Here is a 19837-nt window from a genome sequence, read left to right as displayed (position 1 = left end):
AGGATTTTTTTATTATACTATTATAATATTTAAAATATTTTTTATTTTCTGTAATTTTATGCAGGAGTTTTTACCTATGCATGAGAATACTAATTGTGGCAGTGATTGAATGTTCATTCAGTCGCTTTAACATATATATAAAGATCTCATGGGGGAATATGTATGAATTGGTTTAGCTTGTTCTTGGCCCAAATGACCCAGCTTGCATCGAATAAAGGTGTGCTCTATTCAGTTATAGCCGCTTTGTTGGTGCCGATCGTTTATGGAGGAATCCTGCTGTCACCAGATTGGGGACCATATGATAATCTTTCCAACCTGCCAGTTGCGGTCGTCAATAATGACAAAGGTGCAATGTCCGGGGACGAGGCACTTAATGTTGGGGAAGACCTTGTTGCAGACCTGAAGAAAAGTAATGACTTAGGCTGGAAGTTTGTTGATTCAGAGGAAGCAGAAAAGGATTAAAAAGCTTTGAGTATTACATGGTCATTGAAATACCTGAAGACTTCTCTGAAAGAGTGACGACGGTTTTGGAACCAGATCCGAAAAAATTGGAACTCAATTATATCCAAAATGAGGGCCTGAATTTCATGGCAGCTCAGGTCACAAAAAGTGCAACTGAAAAGTTAAGGGAGAAGCTGGCTAACAAGATAACCGAACAGTATGTAAATAATATATTTGCAAGTCTTGGTGACGTATCTAATGGATTCAATACAGCTGCTGATGGATCTGCCCAACTCCATGATGGAACAGCAGAACTTCATGATGGAACAGGGCTTCTATTGACCTCTCTTAATGAGAAGTCAGCGGATATTTCCAAGCTTGCAGCTGGAACTCTGGAACTGAAAAGCGGTAGTGGCCAATTGGCCAGTTCCTTAACTGGAAAACAAGGAGATATAACCAAGCTGGCGAAAGGTTCAAAAGACTTGAAAGATGGGACCAGTCTGCTATTAAGTTCCCTTAATGAAAAATCCACAGACATTACAAAGCTGGCTGATGGATCAGCAGATGTAAATGCGGGGACTGGATTGCTACTGCAAAAGCTTAAAGAAGGACAGCCGGGTATTACTCAACTGGCTGCTGGAGGTAAGTTATTAGATGAAAAAATGCCAGAACTCAAGGGTGGGACAGAAAGTGTATTAGCTGGGCTGCAGGGAGCACAGCAGGCTGTTAAGGCTAAGATAGGACCTGGAACGGCATCAGTCGCAGGTGGAATTGAAGAAGTAATTAAGAATTCACAGAATCTGGGGAATAATCTACAAGGATTAACTGCACTCTTAGAAGCTTATTTTGCCAATAACCCTGGATTAAGCTCAGATCCAGAATTTTTAAAGATTTTAGGCACAAGCCGAGCAATCAGAAATGCTGCTACAAATCCTGAAAATGCCGCAAAACTTCAGGAGCTGCAAGCCGGAGCGAATCAAATTGCAGCAGCGTTCAATGAAAAAATTCCTGCAGAACAAGGATCATTGGCATCAGGAATTAATCAATTGGTAGTAGGTCAGTCATTAATCAACAATGGAGTAACTGATTTGGCAGCAAAAGCCCCTACACTGGCTGCCGGAACAGCCAGTGTAGCAGCTGGCTGGGATGAAATGATCAAAAACGTTGGATTACTACACGAAGGAACATCTCAAATCGCTGCTGGAAATAAGTCGGTCAATTCAGGCTGGGGAACTATCACAGCAGGAGTGAAGGAGCTTGATGGAGGAGCGGCATTAATTTCAGCGGGAAATCAAACGGTAGATAAAGGCTGGAGGGAGCTCACAGCAGGTGCAGCGAAAATCCATTCTGGAGCAGTCCAAGTCAGCGATGGAAATATCAGCGTTGAAAAAGGCTGGGGAGAGCTGACTGATGGAGTAACAAAATTGAATGAAGGAGCAGGAAAACTTTATGACGGAAGCGGCCAATTGGCGGCTGGATTAAAGGATGGAGCTGAGGAAACAGGTAAAATACAAGCTGACGAAAAGAATATAAGCATGTTTGCTTCACCAGTTGAATTGGTTAGTAACAAGGTTCACGAGTATTCTCTTTACAGAGATTCCACTGCACCATATGTTATGACACTCGCATTATTCATAGGGATATTAATAATGTCAATGTTCATCAATTTCAAAAAGCCTAAGGAACTAAATGCATCTAAGATAAGCTGGTTCGCTGCGAAATTTTTGAATCTTGCATCCCTAGCTGTGGTTCAGGCAATCCTTCTATCCATTGTTGTTCTCGCATTGTTGGGGTTGGAGGTTACAAATCCAGCAGGATTCATACTGTTCGCTGTAATAGTTAGTATTGTATTTACGGCCATTGTTATGTTCTTTGCTTCGTTTGGGAATATAGGCCGATTTATTCTATTGGCATTGGTTGTCATGCAGCTTTCGACAACTGGAGCGAATCTTCCAATTGATATGCTGCCTGAGTATCTCCGCAGTATAAGTGTTTACTTGCCATTTACGTATTCGATTGCAGGATTTAAAGCTCTTATTTCATTGAATGGATTTACTATGGCGATGATTAACCTTGGGGTTCTTCTTGGTTATCTAGTAATCTTTGCTTTGATGACCTTTACTGTCTATGCATTTAAGACAAAAGAAGAACCGCAACATACCGATTTGGCTATGTAATGGCTGGGGACGCCCTGGATAGGGTGTCCCTTTCCATTGTACAGTTCAAGTTGTTACCATATATTTATGAAATTCCTTTTGAATATGATATGATATTTTAGAATTTACTATTAGGAGGACGGGTACATGATACATGCCCATATGACAGCTTGGTTTTTGGCTCTTGTTTTATTCTTCGTAGCACTGGGACTACATAAAAGCGGTAAGGAAAAAGGCGCTAAAATTGTCCAGATGGTCCTTAGACTGTTTTACGTGCTGATCCTATTGACTGGATTCTGGCTTCTTTTCAGCATCAATATCGACTTGATGTATGTGTTGAAAGCAGCAGTAGGCTTGTGGGTTATCGCAATGCTGGAAATGATTTTAATACGTACAAAAAAGAACGAAAAAGCGTCAGTATTATGGATCCAATTCATTGTCGCAGTTCTACTTGTACTATATTTAGGTTTCTCACTTCCACTTTGAACAGATATGTTCTAATAGTGAAATTGTCGAAAGAAAGCTGTCTTTATAGGCAGCTTTTTCTTTTTTTGTCATATCTTAACCCTGTAAAATATGATAATTTAAGAGAAGGGTTATTGGAGAAATATAATAATTGGAGAATGCAATGGCTACGACAAAAAGCTGTGCTTACGATAATGACGGACAACTTAATAGCTTTATAGAGGGCAATTCATTCAAAGAACACCGAAATGTACTGGTGCAGATTTTTTTTAGTCAAAAAGAAAAACCAGTGTTTCAGCACTTGGAGCAATTGCTTAAAAAACATCTGCCTGCCTCTACTGTGCTGAGCTGTGAAGCTGATGGCTGTTTCACAGAAGACAAACAATGCATCATCTCATTTACAGTTTTCGATAACCAGGAACTTAATCCTAATTTTCAAGATCAGGATACCATCAACACGCTGAACTATCTTGTGGAGTCTTCACAACAAGACATTCTTCAGCTTAACGAAAGCCTCAAAGTTTCCGAGCAATACTATCGTTCGTTGTTTGATAATAATGGCGATTTTGTCTATTCAACTGATTTGATAGGGAATTTTACAAGTATCAATCAGTCATTTATGAAAACCTTTGGCTACACCGAAAATGAACTTATTGGCAGGTCAGCACTCGACTTTATCAACCAGGAAGATGTGCACCGTGCCAAAATGCATTTTATTCAGGCGCTTAAGGGGAAAGATCAGACCTACACAATTGAGATTCAGGTCAAGAGCGGTGAAACCCAGATTTTTCAGATTAAAAATATTCCGATTACGGTAAATGGTGCATGTGTAGGAACGTATGGTATTGGCCGGAATATTACAACCCAGAAAAAAACAGAGGAAAAGATCATTCAGCTTGCCTACTATGACCAGGATACGGGATTGCCGAACAGGATGAGGTTTACCGAACAGCTCGAAGAAATGATTCACCGTGCCAGGCATAAGAAAGAACTCCTTGCCGTACTTGTAATTGATATTGACCGTTTCAAAATCATCAATGACAGTCTCGGGCATTATGCTGGTGATATTGTTTTGAAAGAACTGGCAGAAAGAATCCAGGATCGACTTCCAGAAGGTGCTTATCTCGGAAGATTCAGCGGCGATAAGTTCACAATGCTGCTGACAGAGAATGTCAGCATCGATCAGACGACAAGAACAGCCAGGGAATTGCAGAATCTTATTTCAATGCCTCTGTTTTACCAGAATCAGGAATTCATCGTCACCGCAAGCATAGGAATCAGCTCTTTCCCAGGGGATGGTCTTGATGAGCATGTACTGCTGAAAAATGCGGATATTGCGATGAACCGCTCGAAAAATCAAGGCGGGAATAAGATTACTTACTTCTCAACCGGCATGAATGACCAGGCAATGGTTCGGCTTGAGCTTGAAAGCTATTTAAGGAAAGCGCTTCAAAAGAATGAATTCCATCTTTGCTATCAGCCGCTTATGGACTTGAAATCCGGGGAGATTACCTGTACAGAAGCGCTTATCCGCTGGCAGCATCCGCATCTTGGCCTGGTTTCTCCGGCACAGTTTATTCCTCTGGCAGAGGAAACAGGATTGATTGAGGAGATCGGGGCATGGGTGCTGACCACCGCATGTGTCCAGACAAAAGCCTGGCAGCAGAATGGATTCCCTAATTTAGGCATCTCTGTAAATGTATCAGCCTATCAGTTCCAGCAGCATGCTTTTATTGGACAGGTGATTCAAGCCCTGGAGACTTCTCAGCTTGACCCAGGATACCTTTCCCTGGAACTGACAGAAAGCGCGATGCTGAAAGATATCGTCTATAGCATTTCAGTAATGAAATCATTACAGGAACTCGGGGTAAAGGTTTCGATTGATGACTTCGGGACAGGTTATTCGTCATTAAGCTATTTGCGCAATTTGCCAATCGATACTCTTAAAATCGACCAGTCATTTATCAATAATCTGCATGATGACCCATCAGATATTGCAATCGTCAAGGCAATCATCACGATGGGACAGGGACTCTCAGTCAAAATTGTTGCCGAGGGTGTAGAAACACATGAACAGCTGAACCTTTTGAGAGATTTGGATTGCCATTATGCCCAGGGGTACTACATCCAGAAGCCGCTTGATATAGCTGATTTCGAAAAAGGCTTCAGGACTGTGGAAAAAGTTGAGTATACCGTAAAATAAATTGAGAGCCTGCACAATGAGTGCAGGCTCTTTTTGATGAAAAAGGAGAAAGAAAAATTCACTTCGAGAATTGTCCAGCTCCAGCGCCTAGCACCTCGAGTCGCTTCGGTCCGCCCAATGAAGTCAAAGAACGACTTCATTGGGCGGCCCTCCAGCGCTTGTCGGTGCTGACCAAGGCGCTTACACTTTTCTTCAAGAAATTCTCTCAATAACGGTCCGTTTCCCGTTGTTCAAGGTCAATTCGAACCTGTCATTTTGTGTTTCAAAGTAGTCAAAGTGATGTTGTACACTGCAGATGAATTCTTCATTATCAAGAATTAAAAAATTGACTCCTGAAACTCCCTTTTCATGATCAAGGAAGGTCAGGTGGTTATAACAATAAATGCAATCATAAATCGAAAAGTTGAGCGAATTCAATGTATTGATAAATTGGACAAAAGCTTCATCATTCAGCTCATCAAGCAGACGCTCGAATGAATAGATCAATTGTTTCCTGATCCTGATCATTTCCTGGTCCTGTAAAGTGATTTTTTCACTGCCGGTTTGGATGCAGCCGTTATCCAGCAAAAAACCTTTGCACCATTTATTGTTTCGCTGCACTTCAACCTCTTGATGGATGAATTCATCGACAAGTGCGGCCTCTTCTGTTTCTTCATCAAAGAAAACCCATTGTGAATTAATATATTCTACTGTCCCGGCGTTGAATGCACGGGGCTGGAATTCAATTAGATTGCTTCGTTGTTGTCGATTCATTTGGATCCTCCGTTAATTATCGCTCACCTTCTTTGTAGACAGATTTTGGCGAATTTATAACATGTTTTAAAAGATAGGCAATTAACCAGTTGGGATGTTTGTGCATAAGATGAGTAATGCTTAAGCAATTGTCTAGTTCTGAAAGTGCTTATTGACATTAAAAAAGTTCCGCTGAAAGGAATGATCAAAAAATGTGTGGAATAACTGGCTGGGTAGACTATCGTAAAAATTTGGATCATGAACGGGAGACCATGGCAAAAATGGCGGAAACTTTAAGCAAAAGAGGTCCCGACGATACCAATGTATGGGCTTCAGGGCATGCTGCGCTGGGTCATAAAAGGCTGGTCGTTGTCGATCCTGAGGGCGGCAAACAGCCAATGACCAGAACACAAGGAGATAACCGGTATACCATTTGTTATAACGGAGAACTTTATAATACGGAAGACCTCAGAAAAGCACTGATATTAAAAGGATATTCTTTTAACGGTCATTCTGATACAGAGGTTTTGCTTACTTCTTTCATGGAATGGAAGGAAAACTGCCTGGAGCATTTAAACGGGATCTTTGCATTTGCTGTTTGGGATCACCAGCAAGAACAATTGTTCATTGGCCGCGACAGACTTGGTGTGAAGCCGCTGTTTTTTCTTGAAACAGCATCTGGACTTATGTTTGCTTCTGAACAAAAGGCGCTGCTAGCACATCCGGAAGTGAAGGCTGAGGTAGACAGGGAAGGACTTTGTGAGGTGTTTGGGCTTGGACCATCCCGTTCTCCAGGGGCAGGTATCTTTAAGAACATGAAGGAGCTTCGGCCGGGTCACGGTCTGACTTTTTCAAAAAATGGGCTGAAAATCTGGAGATATTGGAACGTTAAAAGCGAAAAACACACTGATACTCTTGATGAGACAGCTGAAAAAGTGCGGGGATTGTTTACGGATGCTGTTACAAGACAGCTAGTTTCAGATGTGCCGCTATGCACATTCCTCTCAGGCGGACTGGATTCAAGCGCAATCACCGCTATTGCTGCGAATCATTATAAGGCAGAGGGTAAGGGCAGCCTGCATACTTACTCGATCGATTACGAAGGCAATGAAAAGTATTTCAAGGAAAATGAATTTCAGCCAAATGCTGACGCCTTCTGGATCAATAAAATGACGGAAACATTTGGTACAGTTCATCATAACAGCATCATCTCCCAGCAAGATCTGGCAGGTTATTTAACAGAAGCTGTCCATGTCCGGGACCTGCCAGGAATGGCAGACATCGATTCATCACTTCTCTGGTTCTGCCGGGAAATCAAACAGGATTTCACCGTAGGACTTTCAGGTGAATGTGCTGATGAGATTTTTGGCGGCTATCCATGGTTCCACAGAGAGGAAGACCTGAATAGACCAGGGTTTCCGTGGATGCGGTCGATTAATGAGCGGCAAAACATGTTGAGGGACCACTGGCGGAAAAAATTGAGTCTTGAAGATTATATGATGGAAAAATTCAACGATACGATTGCAGAGGTGCCGATACTGGATGGGGAAAATCGAGTAGAGGCTCAGCGGAGACAATTATTCTATCTGAATATCATCTGGTTCATGACAACACTTCTAGATCGGAAGGACCGGATGAGCATGGGTGCAAGCCTTGAAGTGAGGGTTCCATTTGCCGACCACAGGCTTGTGGAATATGTCTGGAACATCCCTTGGGAAATGAAAATGCACGGCAACAGGGAAAAAGGAATCCTGCGCAAAGCATTGGAGGGCACATTGCCTGATGAAGTTTTGTACCGGAAAAAGAGTCCATATCCGAAGACTCACCATCCGGCCTATACCCAGGCAGTACAGGGGATGCTGTCAGATTTCATGGGTGATTCGAACAGCGCACTGCATGAATTCTTCGACAGGGCCACACTCCAGAAAATGATTGAGTCAGAGGGAGCATCCTTCAAAGTGCCATGGTTCGGCCAACTGATGACAGGTCCGCAGCTGCTGGCACAATTAGCTCAAATCCATATCTGGTTCAGGGATTACAATATTAATATATCAGACTAAAAAAGCAAGCCCGTGATAGGGCTTGCTTTTTCTATGCTGAACTGGAAAAAAACCTTTAAAATTTCCAGTTCGCTATAATAATTCGATTTTCGCTATAAAAGAAAAATTTTCGCTATAAAAATTTGGATTTCGATTTAAAACCCGGAAAACTATTGTCCTATTCATCCTATTTTCTATAAGCAAGAACGTTTGGTTTCTACTCGAACACTTTTTGGTATTAAATCAGCGTATTTTTACCTATTTTGCTGGAACAAACGACTTTTTCACCCACACTCTGGATTTCCAGCGCCACAGCATAAGCAGTCCGCGCAGCCACTCGTCCGCAATGAAGGCGATCCATATCCCAACCAGCCCCATACCTAGATGTATTCCCAGGAAGTAAGACAAGGTAACGCTGACTCCCCACATTGAGAGGATTCCCATATAAACAGGGAACTTCACATCTCCGGCTGCCCGGAGTGAACTAATAAGTACCAGGTTGAAAGATCTGCCGGGCTCAAGGATGATTGTAAGCAAAATCAATGTGGTGCCGAGTTCGATGATGCTCATATTATCCGTGAAGATTCCCAGCAGGTCTTTGGAAAAGAAGGAGACAAGCGCAGCAGTAGCGATCGAAATGATAATCGCCAGCTTCAAGCTTTTCAGTGCGCGCTTATATGCATTCTCAATTTCTTTTGCGCCAACCATGTGGCCAATCAGGATCTGTGTGCCTTGGCTGATGGCGATACTGAATAGGAAGATGAACATCATGACGTTTTGTGTATAAACTTTTGCCGTCAATGCCTGGGTTCCAAGGGTAGCAATAAAATACGTGATTACCATCTGCGACCCATTGTAGCTCAAATGCTCACCGGCAGAAGGAATCCCGATATTAAGCAGGTTTTTCAAATGTTTTTTTGGAAAACTAAAAAGCATCGATACTGGCAATGATCCAGGGACTCGCTTGGTCATGACATAAATGGCAGCCAACAATCCGAGGATCCGGCTGACAGTGGTGGAAATCGCCACACCTTCTACACCCAGGACAGGGAAGCCGAATGGCCCGAAGATGAACAAATAGTTGCCGATGACATTCAGCACATTCATCCCGATCGTGACATACATGATATCACGGGTAAAGCCATAGCTGCGGATAATGCTGCTGACTGTCATGATCAGCGATTGGATGAATGAAAATCCGCCGACAATTTTCAGATAGGAGTTGGCTTCCTCAAACAGCTCAGGCGGCAGATCCATTAATCTTAGCAATTGCTCGCTGAAAATAAAAACAGCCGCACTCAGAATCAATCCGAATACTAGATTTGCGCCGATTGAAACCGCTGAAACTTCACGGGCATCGTCATCCATTTTTGCGCCAAGGTTCTGCGCAACCAGAATTGCAGTGCCAGTCGCGATGAAGCCGAACATAACGATGACCATGGAAAGAATCTGGTTTGATACCCCGACTGCAGCCACGGAATTATCCGAATACTGGGAAAGCATCAGCGTATCCGCATTTCCCATCAGCATATAAAGCAGAATTTCAATAAAAAGAGGCCATGTAATGGCAAAAAGTGAAAGTTTAGCAGTTTTATTCTTCATGTTTTACATCTCCAAGTTGTAATCCTTTTATTATACAGACAAAAGGAGAGATTTGAAGTGAAAAACCTTCGTTTTCCGAAAAAATATTTATGGGAAATTAACCAATTCCGCGATTATTAAGAGGAATTCTCCGAAAACACCTCTTAATTCCGCGAAACCCTGGGTTAATTCCGCGAAAACACCTCTTAATCCCGCGAAAAACACCATTAATTCCGGGAAAGTAGAAAATAAACACTAAAAGTATTAAAAGTAAATACACCTAAAAAGAGAAAACCCCTTTCTCTCAGACAGGAAAGGGATTCTCTTATTTAGAACTGGAACAATGCAAATCCATTTGCAGCAATCTTGGCTGTGAGATCATCACTCTCAGCTGCGTATTCTTCGCCAGTATAGATATTGGCGATTTTCCTGCCTTTTAAGTTAAATGGCAGAGGATAGCTTGCTTCTTCGTCGCTCATGTTCACAACTACCATAATGGTTGTTTCACCGTTGGACTTCGTATAAGCAAAGCAGCTTTCATGGTAGTTAGATGGGATGAAGTGTAATTCACCTTCATTTGCCAGAAGCGGATATTCTTTGCGAAGCTGAATCATCTTTTGGACGTGTTCGAACATATCCTGGTTCTGATCTTCTTCATTCCACTTCATACATTCACGGCATCCCGGATCTTGTGGACCGCTCATACCGATTTCATCGCCATAATAGATACATGGTGTACCGATGTATGAGAGCAATACTGTGAAGATTTGTTTTAATTTATCTTCGTTGCCTCCGCACTCGGTCAAGATTCTTGGTGTGTCATGGCTGCCGATCAAGTTGAAGGCAGCCTCGTTGACGTTTTTCGGATACATATGATTGACTGTCGTCATGTTCTCGATGAATTCTTTTACTGAAATGGTTCCACGCGCAAACAGGTTTAGGATGTTTGTCGTAAAAGGATAGTTCATGACAGCGTCGAACTGGTCGCCACGCAGCCATGGCATTGAATCGTGCCAGATTTCACCGAGTATATAGAGATCAGGCTTGATTGCTTTCACTTCAGTACGGAATTTTCTCCAGAAAGAATGGTCGACTTCATTGGCGACATCAAGTCTCCAGCCGTCGATATCAAACTCGCGGACCCAGTAGCGGCCAACTTCAAGCAGATACTCAATGACCTCAGGATTTTCCGTATCCAGCTTCGGCATTGATTTTTCAAATGCGAAGGTATCATAATTCGGCCTTGGTTCCATTACAAGCGGGAATTCATTGGTGTGGAACCAGTCCTTATAAGGAGATTCTGCACCCTTTTCCAGTACATCCTGGAACTGAGGGAAGTAGAACCCACTATGATTGAAGACAGCATCGAGCATTACCCTGATGCCATGCTCGTGGCAAACCTGTACCAGCTTCTTCAGCGTATCTTTATCCCCGAATTGCGGATCGATTTCCATATAGTCAATCGTATCGTATTTATGGTTTGAATAGGCTTTGAAAATAGGCGTAAAATAAAGGCCGGTGATGCCAAGCTGGGCAAGATGATCAATATTGTTGATTACTCCCTGGAGGTCGCCGCCGAAAAAGTTGTCTCTTTCAGGTGGTGCGCTGTCCCACGGCAAAGCACCTTCTGGATCATTTGAAGGATCTCCATTGCCAAAGCGCTCAGGGAAAATCTGATACCAAACTGTATCTTTCACCCATGATGGAGCACGGAACACATCGATATTGTTAAGGTAAGGGAATGCATAATAATAGCCTGTATCATCTAAAGGTGGTTCATCGTAAAAACCTTTTTCAGTCAAACAAGCTGTTTCGTTGCCATCATTTAAAATAAATCCGTAACGCATCCTGCGGAAAGGAGGCTTAATAGAGACAAACCAATAATCGAATAACTGATCAGATCCGCTTTTGATCATTGGAACTGTATTTGTATTCCATTTTCCATCTTGCCAGTCATATGGATCGCCATTTAAAAGGGAAACTTCTTTCATATCATCTTTTTTAGTGCGAATGCGAATATGTAGTTCTTCATTTGTGCAAGCGTATGCATAATTGTCTTTAGGACGGTGGTAAATCGCTTCTTTTAACAAGTGGAAACCATTCCTTTCTTAATATAAGGTGATGATCTTAAAACATAGAGTAGAATTTGTCATTGATCTACCTGGTAAAATTTTAACGGAAAGAACTACTTTATATCAAGATTAAAACAAGGTTAGAACACTCATTTTGAAATGTCAATCAATAATAAGTTGATTCACAAAACTTTAACGATTTCACATGACTTAAAAAATTTTTTAAAAAAACTAGTTGTCAAAAGAATTTAAGTCTTTATAATAAGAGGTAGGTTGTGCAATCGTTTTCATAGACTTGCGGACGGAATTACAAACGTTTGCACAAATAGTTAACGTTCTGCGCAATAAATAGTTACAACACATTTTTAGGAGGGGTATACACATGAAAAAGGCACTGTCGATTTTCATGATGCTGGTCTTAATGATCGGCGCACTTGCAGCTTGTGGACCTAAAGAAGAAGAAAACACAGGTTCAAAAGACAACGGCGAGAAAACAGAAGACGCTTCTAAACCAGAGAAGCTAGTAGTTTGGGAAGACAAAGATAAGTCTGGCTGGCTAGAAAAAGTAGCAGCAGACTTCGAAAAAGAACACGGTGTTAAAATCGAGTTCAAAGAAGTAGAAATGGCTACAAAAATGAAAGAACAATTACGTCTTGACGGTCCTGCGGGAACTGGCCCAGACATCATCACTCTTCCACACGACCAAATTGGTGAGCTTGCAGTTCAGGGACACATTGCTGAACTTAATGTAAGCGACGATGTGAAGAGCACTTTCTCTGAGTCTTCAATTGGTGCACAATCTTTCGATGGAAAATTATACGGACTTCCAAAGTCTGCTGAAACTCCAGTATTCATCTACAACAAAGCTCTTATGTCTGAAGTTCCTGCTACAATGGAAGATTTATACGAATTCGCTAAAGCTAACACTAAAGATGGCAAGTACGGATTCCTTGCTCTTTGGGATAACTTCTACTTTGCACACGCTCCAATCGCTGGTAACGGCGGATATGTATTCGGCGAAAAAGACGGCGCTCTTAATCCACAAGATCTTGGATTGAACAACGAAGGTGCTGTTGAAGGTACTCAGTACATCCAAAATTGGTATACTGAAAAGTTATTCCCTAACGGAATCATCGGCGAAAACGGCGGATCTGCAATGGATGGACTATTCAACGAAGGTAAAGTTGCTTCTGTTATGAATGGACCATGGGCATTCGGCGGAATGAAAGATGCTGGCATCGATTTCGGTGTAGCTCCATTCCCTAAATTCGCTGATGGCACTCCAATGAAGACTTTCATGGGTGTTAAAGGATGGCACGTTTCTTCTTACTCTAAGAACCAAGATTGGGCTGTTAAGTTCCTTGAGTACATCACAAATGACGAAAACGCTAAATACCGTTTCGAACAAACTGCTGAAGTACCAACAAACGTAGCATTGGTTGACGATCCAGCTCTTGCTGAAAACGAAGGCGCTAAAGCTGTTGCACTTCAGACTCAAGATGCAGTTCCAATGCCGAACATCCCGGAAATGGGCGAAGTTTGGTCTCCAATGGCAAGTGCATTGCAAACAGTTGTAACTGGCAAAGCTAAGCCACAGGAAGCACTTGATTCTGCTGTAAAGCAAATCGAACAAAACATCCAGCAAAACCACTCAAAATAATAGCAACAAGGTATAACAGTACCTCCCTTGGGAGGTACTGTTATATTTTCCACTATGAAATTCCAGTTTCTGTTTTTTTTCGTAGACGGTATGTGGAAAGTCACAAAGTTTACGAAAACTGCAGTAAAAAAGTCTTTCATTGAGCAAACGGTTGCGCTAAAATAGAGTTATACCTATCAGGTGCTTCATGAGAGTGAAAACAGAAAAAACTCATACAATAAATACTGTTGCACTGGGTTAGTTTCCAGTTCGGAAAACAATGTATTCGTTCTCATAAAGCATCTGATGCTTTTACCAAGGTCTCTTCTCAAGGATCATAGCTTTCTATATTACTCCATCCATTCTTTTTCAAATCCTCTTAGCATAGAGATGATAGGTGTGGAATGGCCCAAGTAAGTGAGGGAAGCTGGTTAAACGATTAGGAGCCTTAAAAAAACATAGAAAGAGAAAGGGGAATATAGGATGGAGAAGAAATCCTATCAAACCAACCACCGCAGAATAGCAACAGCCCTTTCGATTATTCCAGGGCTAGGACAGCTATACAACAAACAATATCTAAAAGGAATCGCATTTCTTATTTTAACCGGTGCATTCTTCGGTGTATTCGCAGACCTGCTCAACATGGGTTTGTGGGGACTGTTTACACTTGGGGAGCAGACACCTCGTGACCATTCCATCTTCTTGATGGTTGAAGGGATTCTGGCACTGATTGTCCTACTCTTTGGAATCGGTTTCTATCTATTCAACTTAAATGATGCATATAAAACCGGCTTGAAAAGAGACATGGGAGAGCGTCTTAGCAGTGTTAAGGAGCAATATAATAACCTGATTGATAATGGATTCCCATACCTGATCATGTCACCGGGATTCCTTCTTCTTATTTTCGTAGTTGTTTTCCCAATCATTTTCGTAGTCTTGCTCGCATTCACAAACTATGATCTCTACCACTCACCGCCTGCTAAGCTGGTTGACTGGGTAGGACTGAAAAACTTCTTTGATTTGTTCCAGTTAGAATCATGGAGACAAACTTTCTTCTCCGTTCTATCATGGACAATCATTTGGACATTCGTGGCTACAACATTTCAGGTCGCATTGGGAATGTTCCTTGCGATCCTTGTAAACCAGAAGGATGTTAAAGGCAAGGCAATCATTCGTACTGTCTTCATTCTTCCTTGGGCAGTACCTGCATTCGTATCAATCCTGGTTTTCGCTGGTATGTTCAATGAGTCATTTGGTGCAATCAACCGTGATATCCTTGGTTTCTTTGGAATCGATCCGATTCCATGGATGACGGAAGCAATGTATACAAAAGTCGCATTGATCATGATTCAAACATGGCTTGGATTCCCGTTCATTTTCGCAATGGTTACCGGTGTGCTTCAATCCATTCCGGAAGAATTGTACGAAGCAGCAACTGTGGACGGCGCGACCAACCTTCAGAAATTCAAGAACATTACATTGCCGCTTGTGCTTTTTGCTACAGCGCCAATCCTGATCACGCAGTACACATTCAACTTCAATAACTTTAATATTATTTATCTCTTCAATGGCGGCGGACCAGCAGTTTCAGGTGCGAATGCCGGAGGAACAGATATCCTGATTTCGTGGATTTACAGTCTTACGATGACATCTGCGCAATATTCAAAAGCTGCAGCCATTACAATGCTTCTTTCATTGATCGTTATCGGAGTAGCTTTATGGCAATTCAAGAGAACGAAATCATTCCAAGAAGAGGATATGATGTAATATGAGTATCAAACGACAGAAATATATCAGACTGACATTAACGTATATTGTGATTTTAGCTATGTTTGCGGTCATTTTTTATCCACTGCTTTGGATTGTCGGTTCATCCTTCAATCCTGGACAGAGTTTGTCTGGATCAAGCATCATTCCGAAAAATGCGACGCTTGCGCATTACAAGGAGCTATTCGACACTAACCAAAGCCCGTATTTGTACTGGTACTGGAATTCACTGAAGGTAAGTGTGCTGACAATGGTATTTACAGTCATCCTTGTCAGCCTGACGGCGTATTCATTTTCACGCTACCGTTTTATCGGACGTAAAAACAGCTTGATGACATTCCTGATCCTGCAAATGATTCCAAACTTTGCAGCGCTGATCGCGATATTCATCCTAGCTTTATTGACTGGCCTTCTTGACACTCATCTAGGCTTGATCCTTGTATATGTTGGGGGAGCAATCCCGATGAATACATGGTTAATGAAAGGGTACCTTGATACAATCCCGAAAGAACTTGATGAATCAGCTAAGATGGACGGAGCCGGCCACCTGAGGATCTTCTTCCAGATCGTCATGCCGCTTGCGACACCAATTATTGCAGTTGTAGCGCTGTTCGCGTTTATCGCTCCATTCGGGGATTTCATCCTTGCAAGAATTCTTTTAAGAACAGAAGAAAAGTACACACTTGCTGTTGGACTATATGATATGGTAGCCAAACAGTTCGGTGCAGAATTTACAACATTTGCTGCCGGTGCCGTACTAATCGCTGTTCCGATTGCAATCCTTTTCCTGTCATTCCAAAAATACTTTGTTTCTGGTTTGACGGCAGGAGGAACAAAAGGATAATCTATTAGGGCAGAAACATTTTAAGCAAAGGCCATTTTTGGCCTTTGCTTAAATTATGAGGAGGACCGGAGATGAAAAAAACTCTCATCTTCATCTTGATACCGTTTCTTCTTTTTAACGCCCTCCCGGCAGGCGCAGTTGAAAATGAAGGACGCAAATGGCAGGATGAAACAATTTATTTTTTAATGGTTGACCGTTTCAACAACGGTGACAATAGCAATGATTTCGATGTTGATGCAAATGACCCGAAAGCCTACCATGGTGGTGACTTTCAAGGTGTGATCGACCAGCTGGATTATATTAAGGATATGGGATTTACCGCTATCTGGCTGACACCTGTATTCGATAATGTCGATAAAGGCTACCATGGGTATTGGATCAAGGACTTCTATAATACAGAAGAGCATTTTGGAAGCGTTGACAAGTTCAAAGAGCTGGTAAATGAAGCACATGATCGTGACATCAAGATCATTCTTGATTTTGTTGTCAACCACGTTGCTCCAGAACACGAATGGGTAAATGATCCAGCCAAGAAAGGCTGGTTCCATGAAAAACAGGATATCTTTGACTGGAATGACCAGAAACAGCTGGAGAATAACTGGCTGTATGGACTTCCTGATTTAGCTCAGGAGAATCCGGATACTAGAAAATATTTATTGGATGCAGCTAAATGGTGGATTGAAGAAACAAATATTGACGGATACAGGCTGGATACTGTCCGCCACGTACCTGTTGATTTTTGGGCTGATTTTTCAAAAGAAGTGAAAAGTGTCAAGGATGACTTTTATCTGATTGGCGAGGTTTGGTCGGAGGATCCAAATTATATTGCTGAATATGATAAAGCAGGCATCGATGGTTTTGTTGATTTTCCATTGAATGAGCAGCTGCGCACTGCATTCGAAAAACCGGATCAAACTTTGGACTGGCTTTTAACAACAGCGAAAAGAAATAAAGCGATATACGAAAACCCTGAGTTGATGGGTAATTTTATCGACAACCATGATATGGTCAGGTTTACAAGGAAAGCCGTTCAGAACAGGCATCATCCAGGAACGAGATGGAAGATGGCGCTGACTTATATGTATACTGCACCGGGAATTCCGATTGTCTATTATGGAAGTGAAATCGCCCTTGATGGCGGTGAAGATCCGGATAACCGCAGGCAGATGAGCTTCAGGGCGGATAAAGAATTAATTGATTACATCACGAAAATTGGTGAGTTGCGCAATGACCTTCCTTCTTTAAGGAGAGGCGATTTAGAAGTCCTTTATGAAAAGAAGGGAATGGCCGTTTTCAAGAGAACCTATGAAAACGAAACTTCCGTCATTGCAATCAATAACACCTCAAATACCCAGAATGTCACACTGACAGCGGATCAGCTGGAAGATGATAAAGAGTTGAGAGGCTTGCTTGCAGATGACCTTGTCAGAAGCAAGGATGGAGAGTATAACCTTGCATTGGAACGTGAAAAAGCAGAGATTTATGTGCTAGCCGAAAAAACAGGATTGAATATTCCTTATTTAGCGACAATGGGTGCTGTATACACAGCGTTCTTTGGCTTCATTTTCCTCCTTTTCAAAAGAAGGAAGCGAAGCAAGGAATAATGAGAGCAAGACCAAAACCTGCCTCCATTGTTGTTTAATGGAGACTTGAAAAAATAAGCAAAAATACGGGACAAATCATCTATAATAGAGATAAGGATTTTTTCTGGCAAAAGGGAGGGGAACTTTATGGCTGTCACAATAAAAGATGTTGCGAAGGTAGCTAACGTCGCGCCTTCAACTGTCTCGCGTGTAATCGCCAATAGTCCGAGGATCAGCGAAAAAACGAAAGAGAGAGTCAGGGAGGTTATGGACCAGCTTGGGTATCACCCAAACTTCATCGCCAGAAGCCTAGCTAGCCAATCTACCCGAGCAATCGGCCTGGTAATGCCGAGCTCTACTGATGTCGTCTTCCAGAACCCGTTCTTTCCAACTGTCTTGACAGGATTAAGTGAAGGAGCGCATTCAAAGCAATACGCCCTTCACATGACCACAGGGAAAACAGAGGATGAAATCTTCGATGGTGTGGTCGCGATGGTTCAGGGCGGCAGAGTAGATGGTGTAGTTCTTTTATATTCAAAGGTGGAAGACAGGGTCATTGCTTATTTGAAGGAAAGAAACTTTCCGTTTGTCGTAATAGGCAAGCCTTTTAAAGATGATGAAAATACCAGTTATGTCGATAATGATAATTTTAAAGCTGGCAAAGAAGTGACCGAGCATCTTATCCAGCTTGGTCATGACCGGATTGCTTTCATTGGTGGAAATCTGGATTTAGTCGTGACGGTTGAACGTCTGCTTGGCTATGAAAAAGCTCTGAGAAACTCTGGAATCCATCTTGAAGATAATTATATCGTCAATGATGAATTCCTCCGCGAAAGCGGCCAGGATGCTGTTGAGGTATTGCTTTCATTGGATCAGCCTCCTACCGCAATGGTAGTTGCCGATGACTTGATGGCATTAGGTGTGTTGAATAAGCTAGATGAAATGGGAATTGCAGTGCCACAAGACGTTTCCATCGTCAGCTTTAACAATGTTCTGATTGCCGAGATGGCAAGACCGCCTTTAACATCTGTTGATATTAACATATTCGATCTGGGATACCAGGCTGCGAAAAGTTTGATTCAAATTATAGAGAATCCTAACGAGCCAATTAAACGGATCATCGTTCCGTTCAAAATTGTCACTCGATATTCTTGCGGTCATCCTAAGGATTATAAAGAAGTACTAGTGTAACCAAAACAAAATGAACTGCACCCCAATTGATGATAGTCCTACAATTGAGGTGCAGTTTTTTTAGTTTTAGGTTTTAGCCATTCACGATCGTGCCACCATTTACGTGTATTGTCTGTCCGTTTACATAAGTAGAGTCATCGCTAGCAAGATAGACGTATGCTGGTGCCAGTTCATAAGGCTGTCCGGCTCGTCCCATCGGAGCGTTCGTTCCGAATTTCGCTACTTCTTCAGCAGTGAAGGTGGAAGGAATGAGCGGTGTCCAGATTGGACCAGGAGCGACACTGTTGACTCGAATGCCCTGTGACGCAAGGGACATGGCAAGAGAACGTGTAAACGAAACAATAGCCCCTTTTGTCGATGAGTAGTCAAGCAGCTTCTCATGACCTTTATATGCGGTTATAGAAGAGGTATTAATGATTGTGCTGCCTTTCTTTAAGTGTGGAAGAACAGCCTTTGTAAGATGGAAGATGGAGAATACATTTGTGCGGAACGTCTTCTCCAGCTGGTCCGCAGATATATCGAGCAGGCTTTTTTGCGGATGCTGCTCAGCTGCGTTATTGACCAGAATATCAATTTTCCCGAACTCATCAAGAGTTTTCTTCGTCACTTCCTCACAGAAATGCTCACTGCCGATATCACCAGCAAGGAGCAGGCATTTACTGCCCTCAGCTTCAACGAGCTCCTTTGTCGTTTGCGCATCATTGCTTTCCTCTAGATAGACAATCGCTACATCTGCGCCTTCTTTCGCATAATAGATGGCAACCGATTTGCCGATTCCGCTGTCGCCACCTGTAATCAAAGCAACCTTTCCGGAAAGTTTTCCGGATCCTTTGTAATTTTCGTCAACTGATTTAGGTTCAGGGTTCATTTCCGGCTCAGTGCCAGGCTGATGATCTTGATGCTGAGGCGGAAATCCCTGTTTCTTATTTTCGTTAGACATTGTAAAAATCACTCCTTTAATATGAATCACCATTTATTAAATTCCTTTAAAACCCAGAGAAAAAACATGGAAATTCCTTCATTTAGCCATGGAGATACATTGGCCGCAGCAGTGAGAGCTGCTGAAAAACGGTAAAGCAGGACACCTGCATTGCCTGAAAAGGTGGTAGGAAACGAAAAAGGGG

The 19837-nt window shown here is 42.3% G+C and carries 14 protein-coding genes; 10 read left to right on the top strand and 4 right to left on the bottom strand.

The annotated features are described in order from the left end of the window. Positions 1–162: 162 nt before the first annotated feature. The 4 genes from TY49_RS18550 (at position 163) to TY49_RS18535 (ending at position 5265) form a co-directional block, all read left to right on the top strand. Entirely contained in the window at positions 163–462 is a 300-nt protein-coding gene (locus tag TY49_RS18550) for a YhgE/Pip domain-containing protein (protein ID WP_041967404.1), read from the top strand. A gap of 17 nt (positions 463–479) precedes the next feature. Further along, positions 480–2618, top strand: coding sequence for a YhgE/Pip domain-containing protein (locus TY49_RS18545; protein ID WP_041967403.1), 2139 nt, complete (start codon positions 480–482; stop codon positions 2616–2618). Positions 2619–2744: 126 nt separating this feature from the next. Then, positions 2745–3083, top strand: a complete 339-nt coding sequence (locus TY49_RS18540) for a YisL family protein (RefSeq protein ID WP_041967402.1) — start codon at positions 2745–2747, stop codon at positions 3081–3083. 142 nt (positions 3084–3225) lie between these two features. Continuing rightward, positions 3226–5265 carry a sensor domain-containing protein gene (locus TY49_RS18535; RefSeq protein WP_052442236.1) on the top strand — a complete coding sequence of 680 codons (2040 nt, stop codon included), beginning with the start codon at positions 3226–3228 and terminating at the stop codon, positions 5263–5265. A 192-nt stretch (positions 5266–5457) separates the two neighbouring features. Here the strand turns inward: TY49_RS18535 and TY49_RS18530 are convergent, their stop codons facing one another. After that, positions 5458–6018, bottom strand: a complete 561-nt coding sequence (locus TY49_RS18530) for a DUF2777 domain-containing protein (RefSeq protein ID WP_041967401.1) — start codon at positions 6016–6018, stop codon at positions 5458–5460. 191 nt (positions 6019–6209) lie between these two features. Here TY49_RS18530 and asnB point away from each other — a divergent pair, with 191 nt between their 5' ends. Further along, positions 6210–8057, top strand: a complete 1848-nt coding sequence (gene asnB, locus TY49_RS18525) for an asparagine synthase (glutamine-hydrolyzing) (RefSeq protein ID WP_041967400.1) — start codon at positions 6210–6212, stop codon at positions 8055–8057. Positions 8058–8294: 237 nt separating this feature from the next. Here asnB and TY49_RS18520 read toward each other — a convergent pair whose 3' ends face one another. Together TY49_RS18520 and TY49_RS18515 are read right to left on the bottom strand one after the other, a co-directional pair. After that, entirely contained in the window at positions 8295–9638 is a 1344-nt protein-coding gene (locus TY49_RS18520) for an MATE family efflux transporter (protein ID WP_041967399.1), read from the bottom strand. Positions 9639–9946: 308 nt separating this feature from the next. Next, a complete protein-coding gene (locus tag TY49_RS18515; protein ID WP_041967398.1) occupies positions 9947–11707 on the bottom strand; it encodes an alpha-glycosidase in 1761 nt (586 codons plus the stop codon). 364 nt (positions 11708–12071) lie between these two features. Here TY49_RS18515 and TY49_RS18510 point away from each other — a divergent pair, with 364 nt between their 5' ends. The 5 genes from TY49_RS18510 (at position 12072) to TY49_RS18490 (ending at position 18713) form a co-directional block, all read left to right on the top strand. Beyond that, positions 12072–13349: a sugar ABC transporter substrate-binding protein gene (locus TY49_RS18510; protein WP_041967397.1), complete on the top strand. Its 1278-nt coding sequence runs from the start codon at positions 12072–12074 to the stop codon at positions 13347–13349. A gap of 462 nt (positions 13350–13811) precedes the next feature. Continuing rightward, complete coding sequence (locus TY49_RS18505; RefSeq protein WP_041967396.1) at positions 13812–15095, top strand: ABC transporter permease subunit; 1284 nt, start codon at positions 13812–13814, stop codon at positions 15093–15095. Position 15096: 1 nt separating this feature from the next. After that, the gene (locus TY49_RS18500; RefSeq protein WP_041967395.1) at positions 15097–15939 is read left to right on the top strand and encodes a sugar ABC transporter permease; all 843 of its coding nucleotides are present in this window, start codon (positions 15097–15099) and stop codon (positions 15937–15939) included. A 71-nt stretch (positions 15940–16010) separates the two neighbouring features. Beyond that, positions 16011–17543, top strand: coding sequence for an alpha-amylase family glycosyl hydrolase (locus TY49_RS18495; protein WP_041967394.1), 1533 nt, complete (start codon positions 16011–16013; stop codon positions 17541–17543). 126 nt (positions 17544–17669) lie between these two features. Beyond that, a complete protein-coding gene (locus TY49_RS18490; protein ID WP_041967393.1) occupies positions 17670–18713 on the top strand; it encodes a LacI family DNA-binding transcriptional regulator in 1044 nt (347 codons plus the stop codon). A gap of 73 nt (positions 18714–18786) precedes the next feature. Here TY49_RS18490 and TY49_RS18485 read toward each other — a convergent pair whose 3' ends face one another. Beyond that, positions 18787–19653 (bottom strand): SDR family oxidoreductase, encoded by an 867-nt coding sequence (locus TY49_RS18485; RefSeq protein WP_041967413.1) that lies wholly within the window; start codon positions 19651–19653, stop codon positions 18787–18789. Positions 19654–19837: the final 184 nt, after the last annotated feature.

This window comes from Mesobacillus selenatarsenatis SF-1, from assembly GCF_000813125.1.
Classification (GTDB): Bacteria; Bacillota; Bacilli; order Bacillales; family Cytobacillaceae; genus Mesobacillus; species Mesobacillus selenatarsenatis.
The sequence above is the reverse complement of the archived record's forward strand: the minus strand, read 5'-3'. Positions and strand labels throughout refer to the sequence as shown.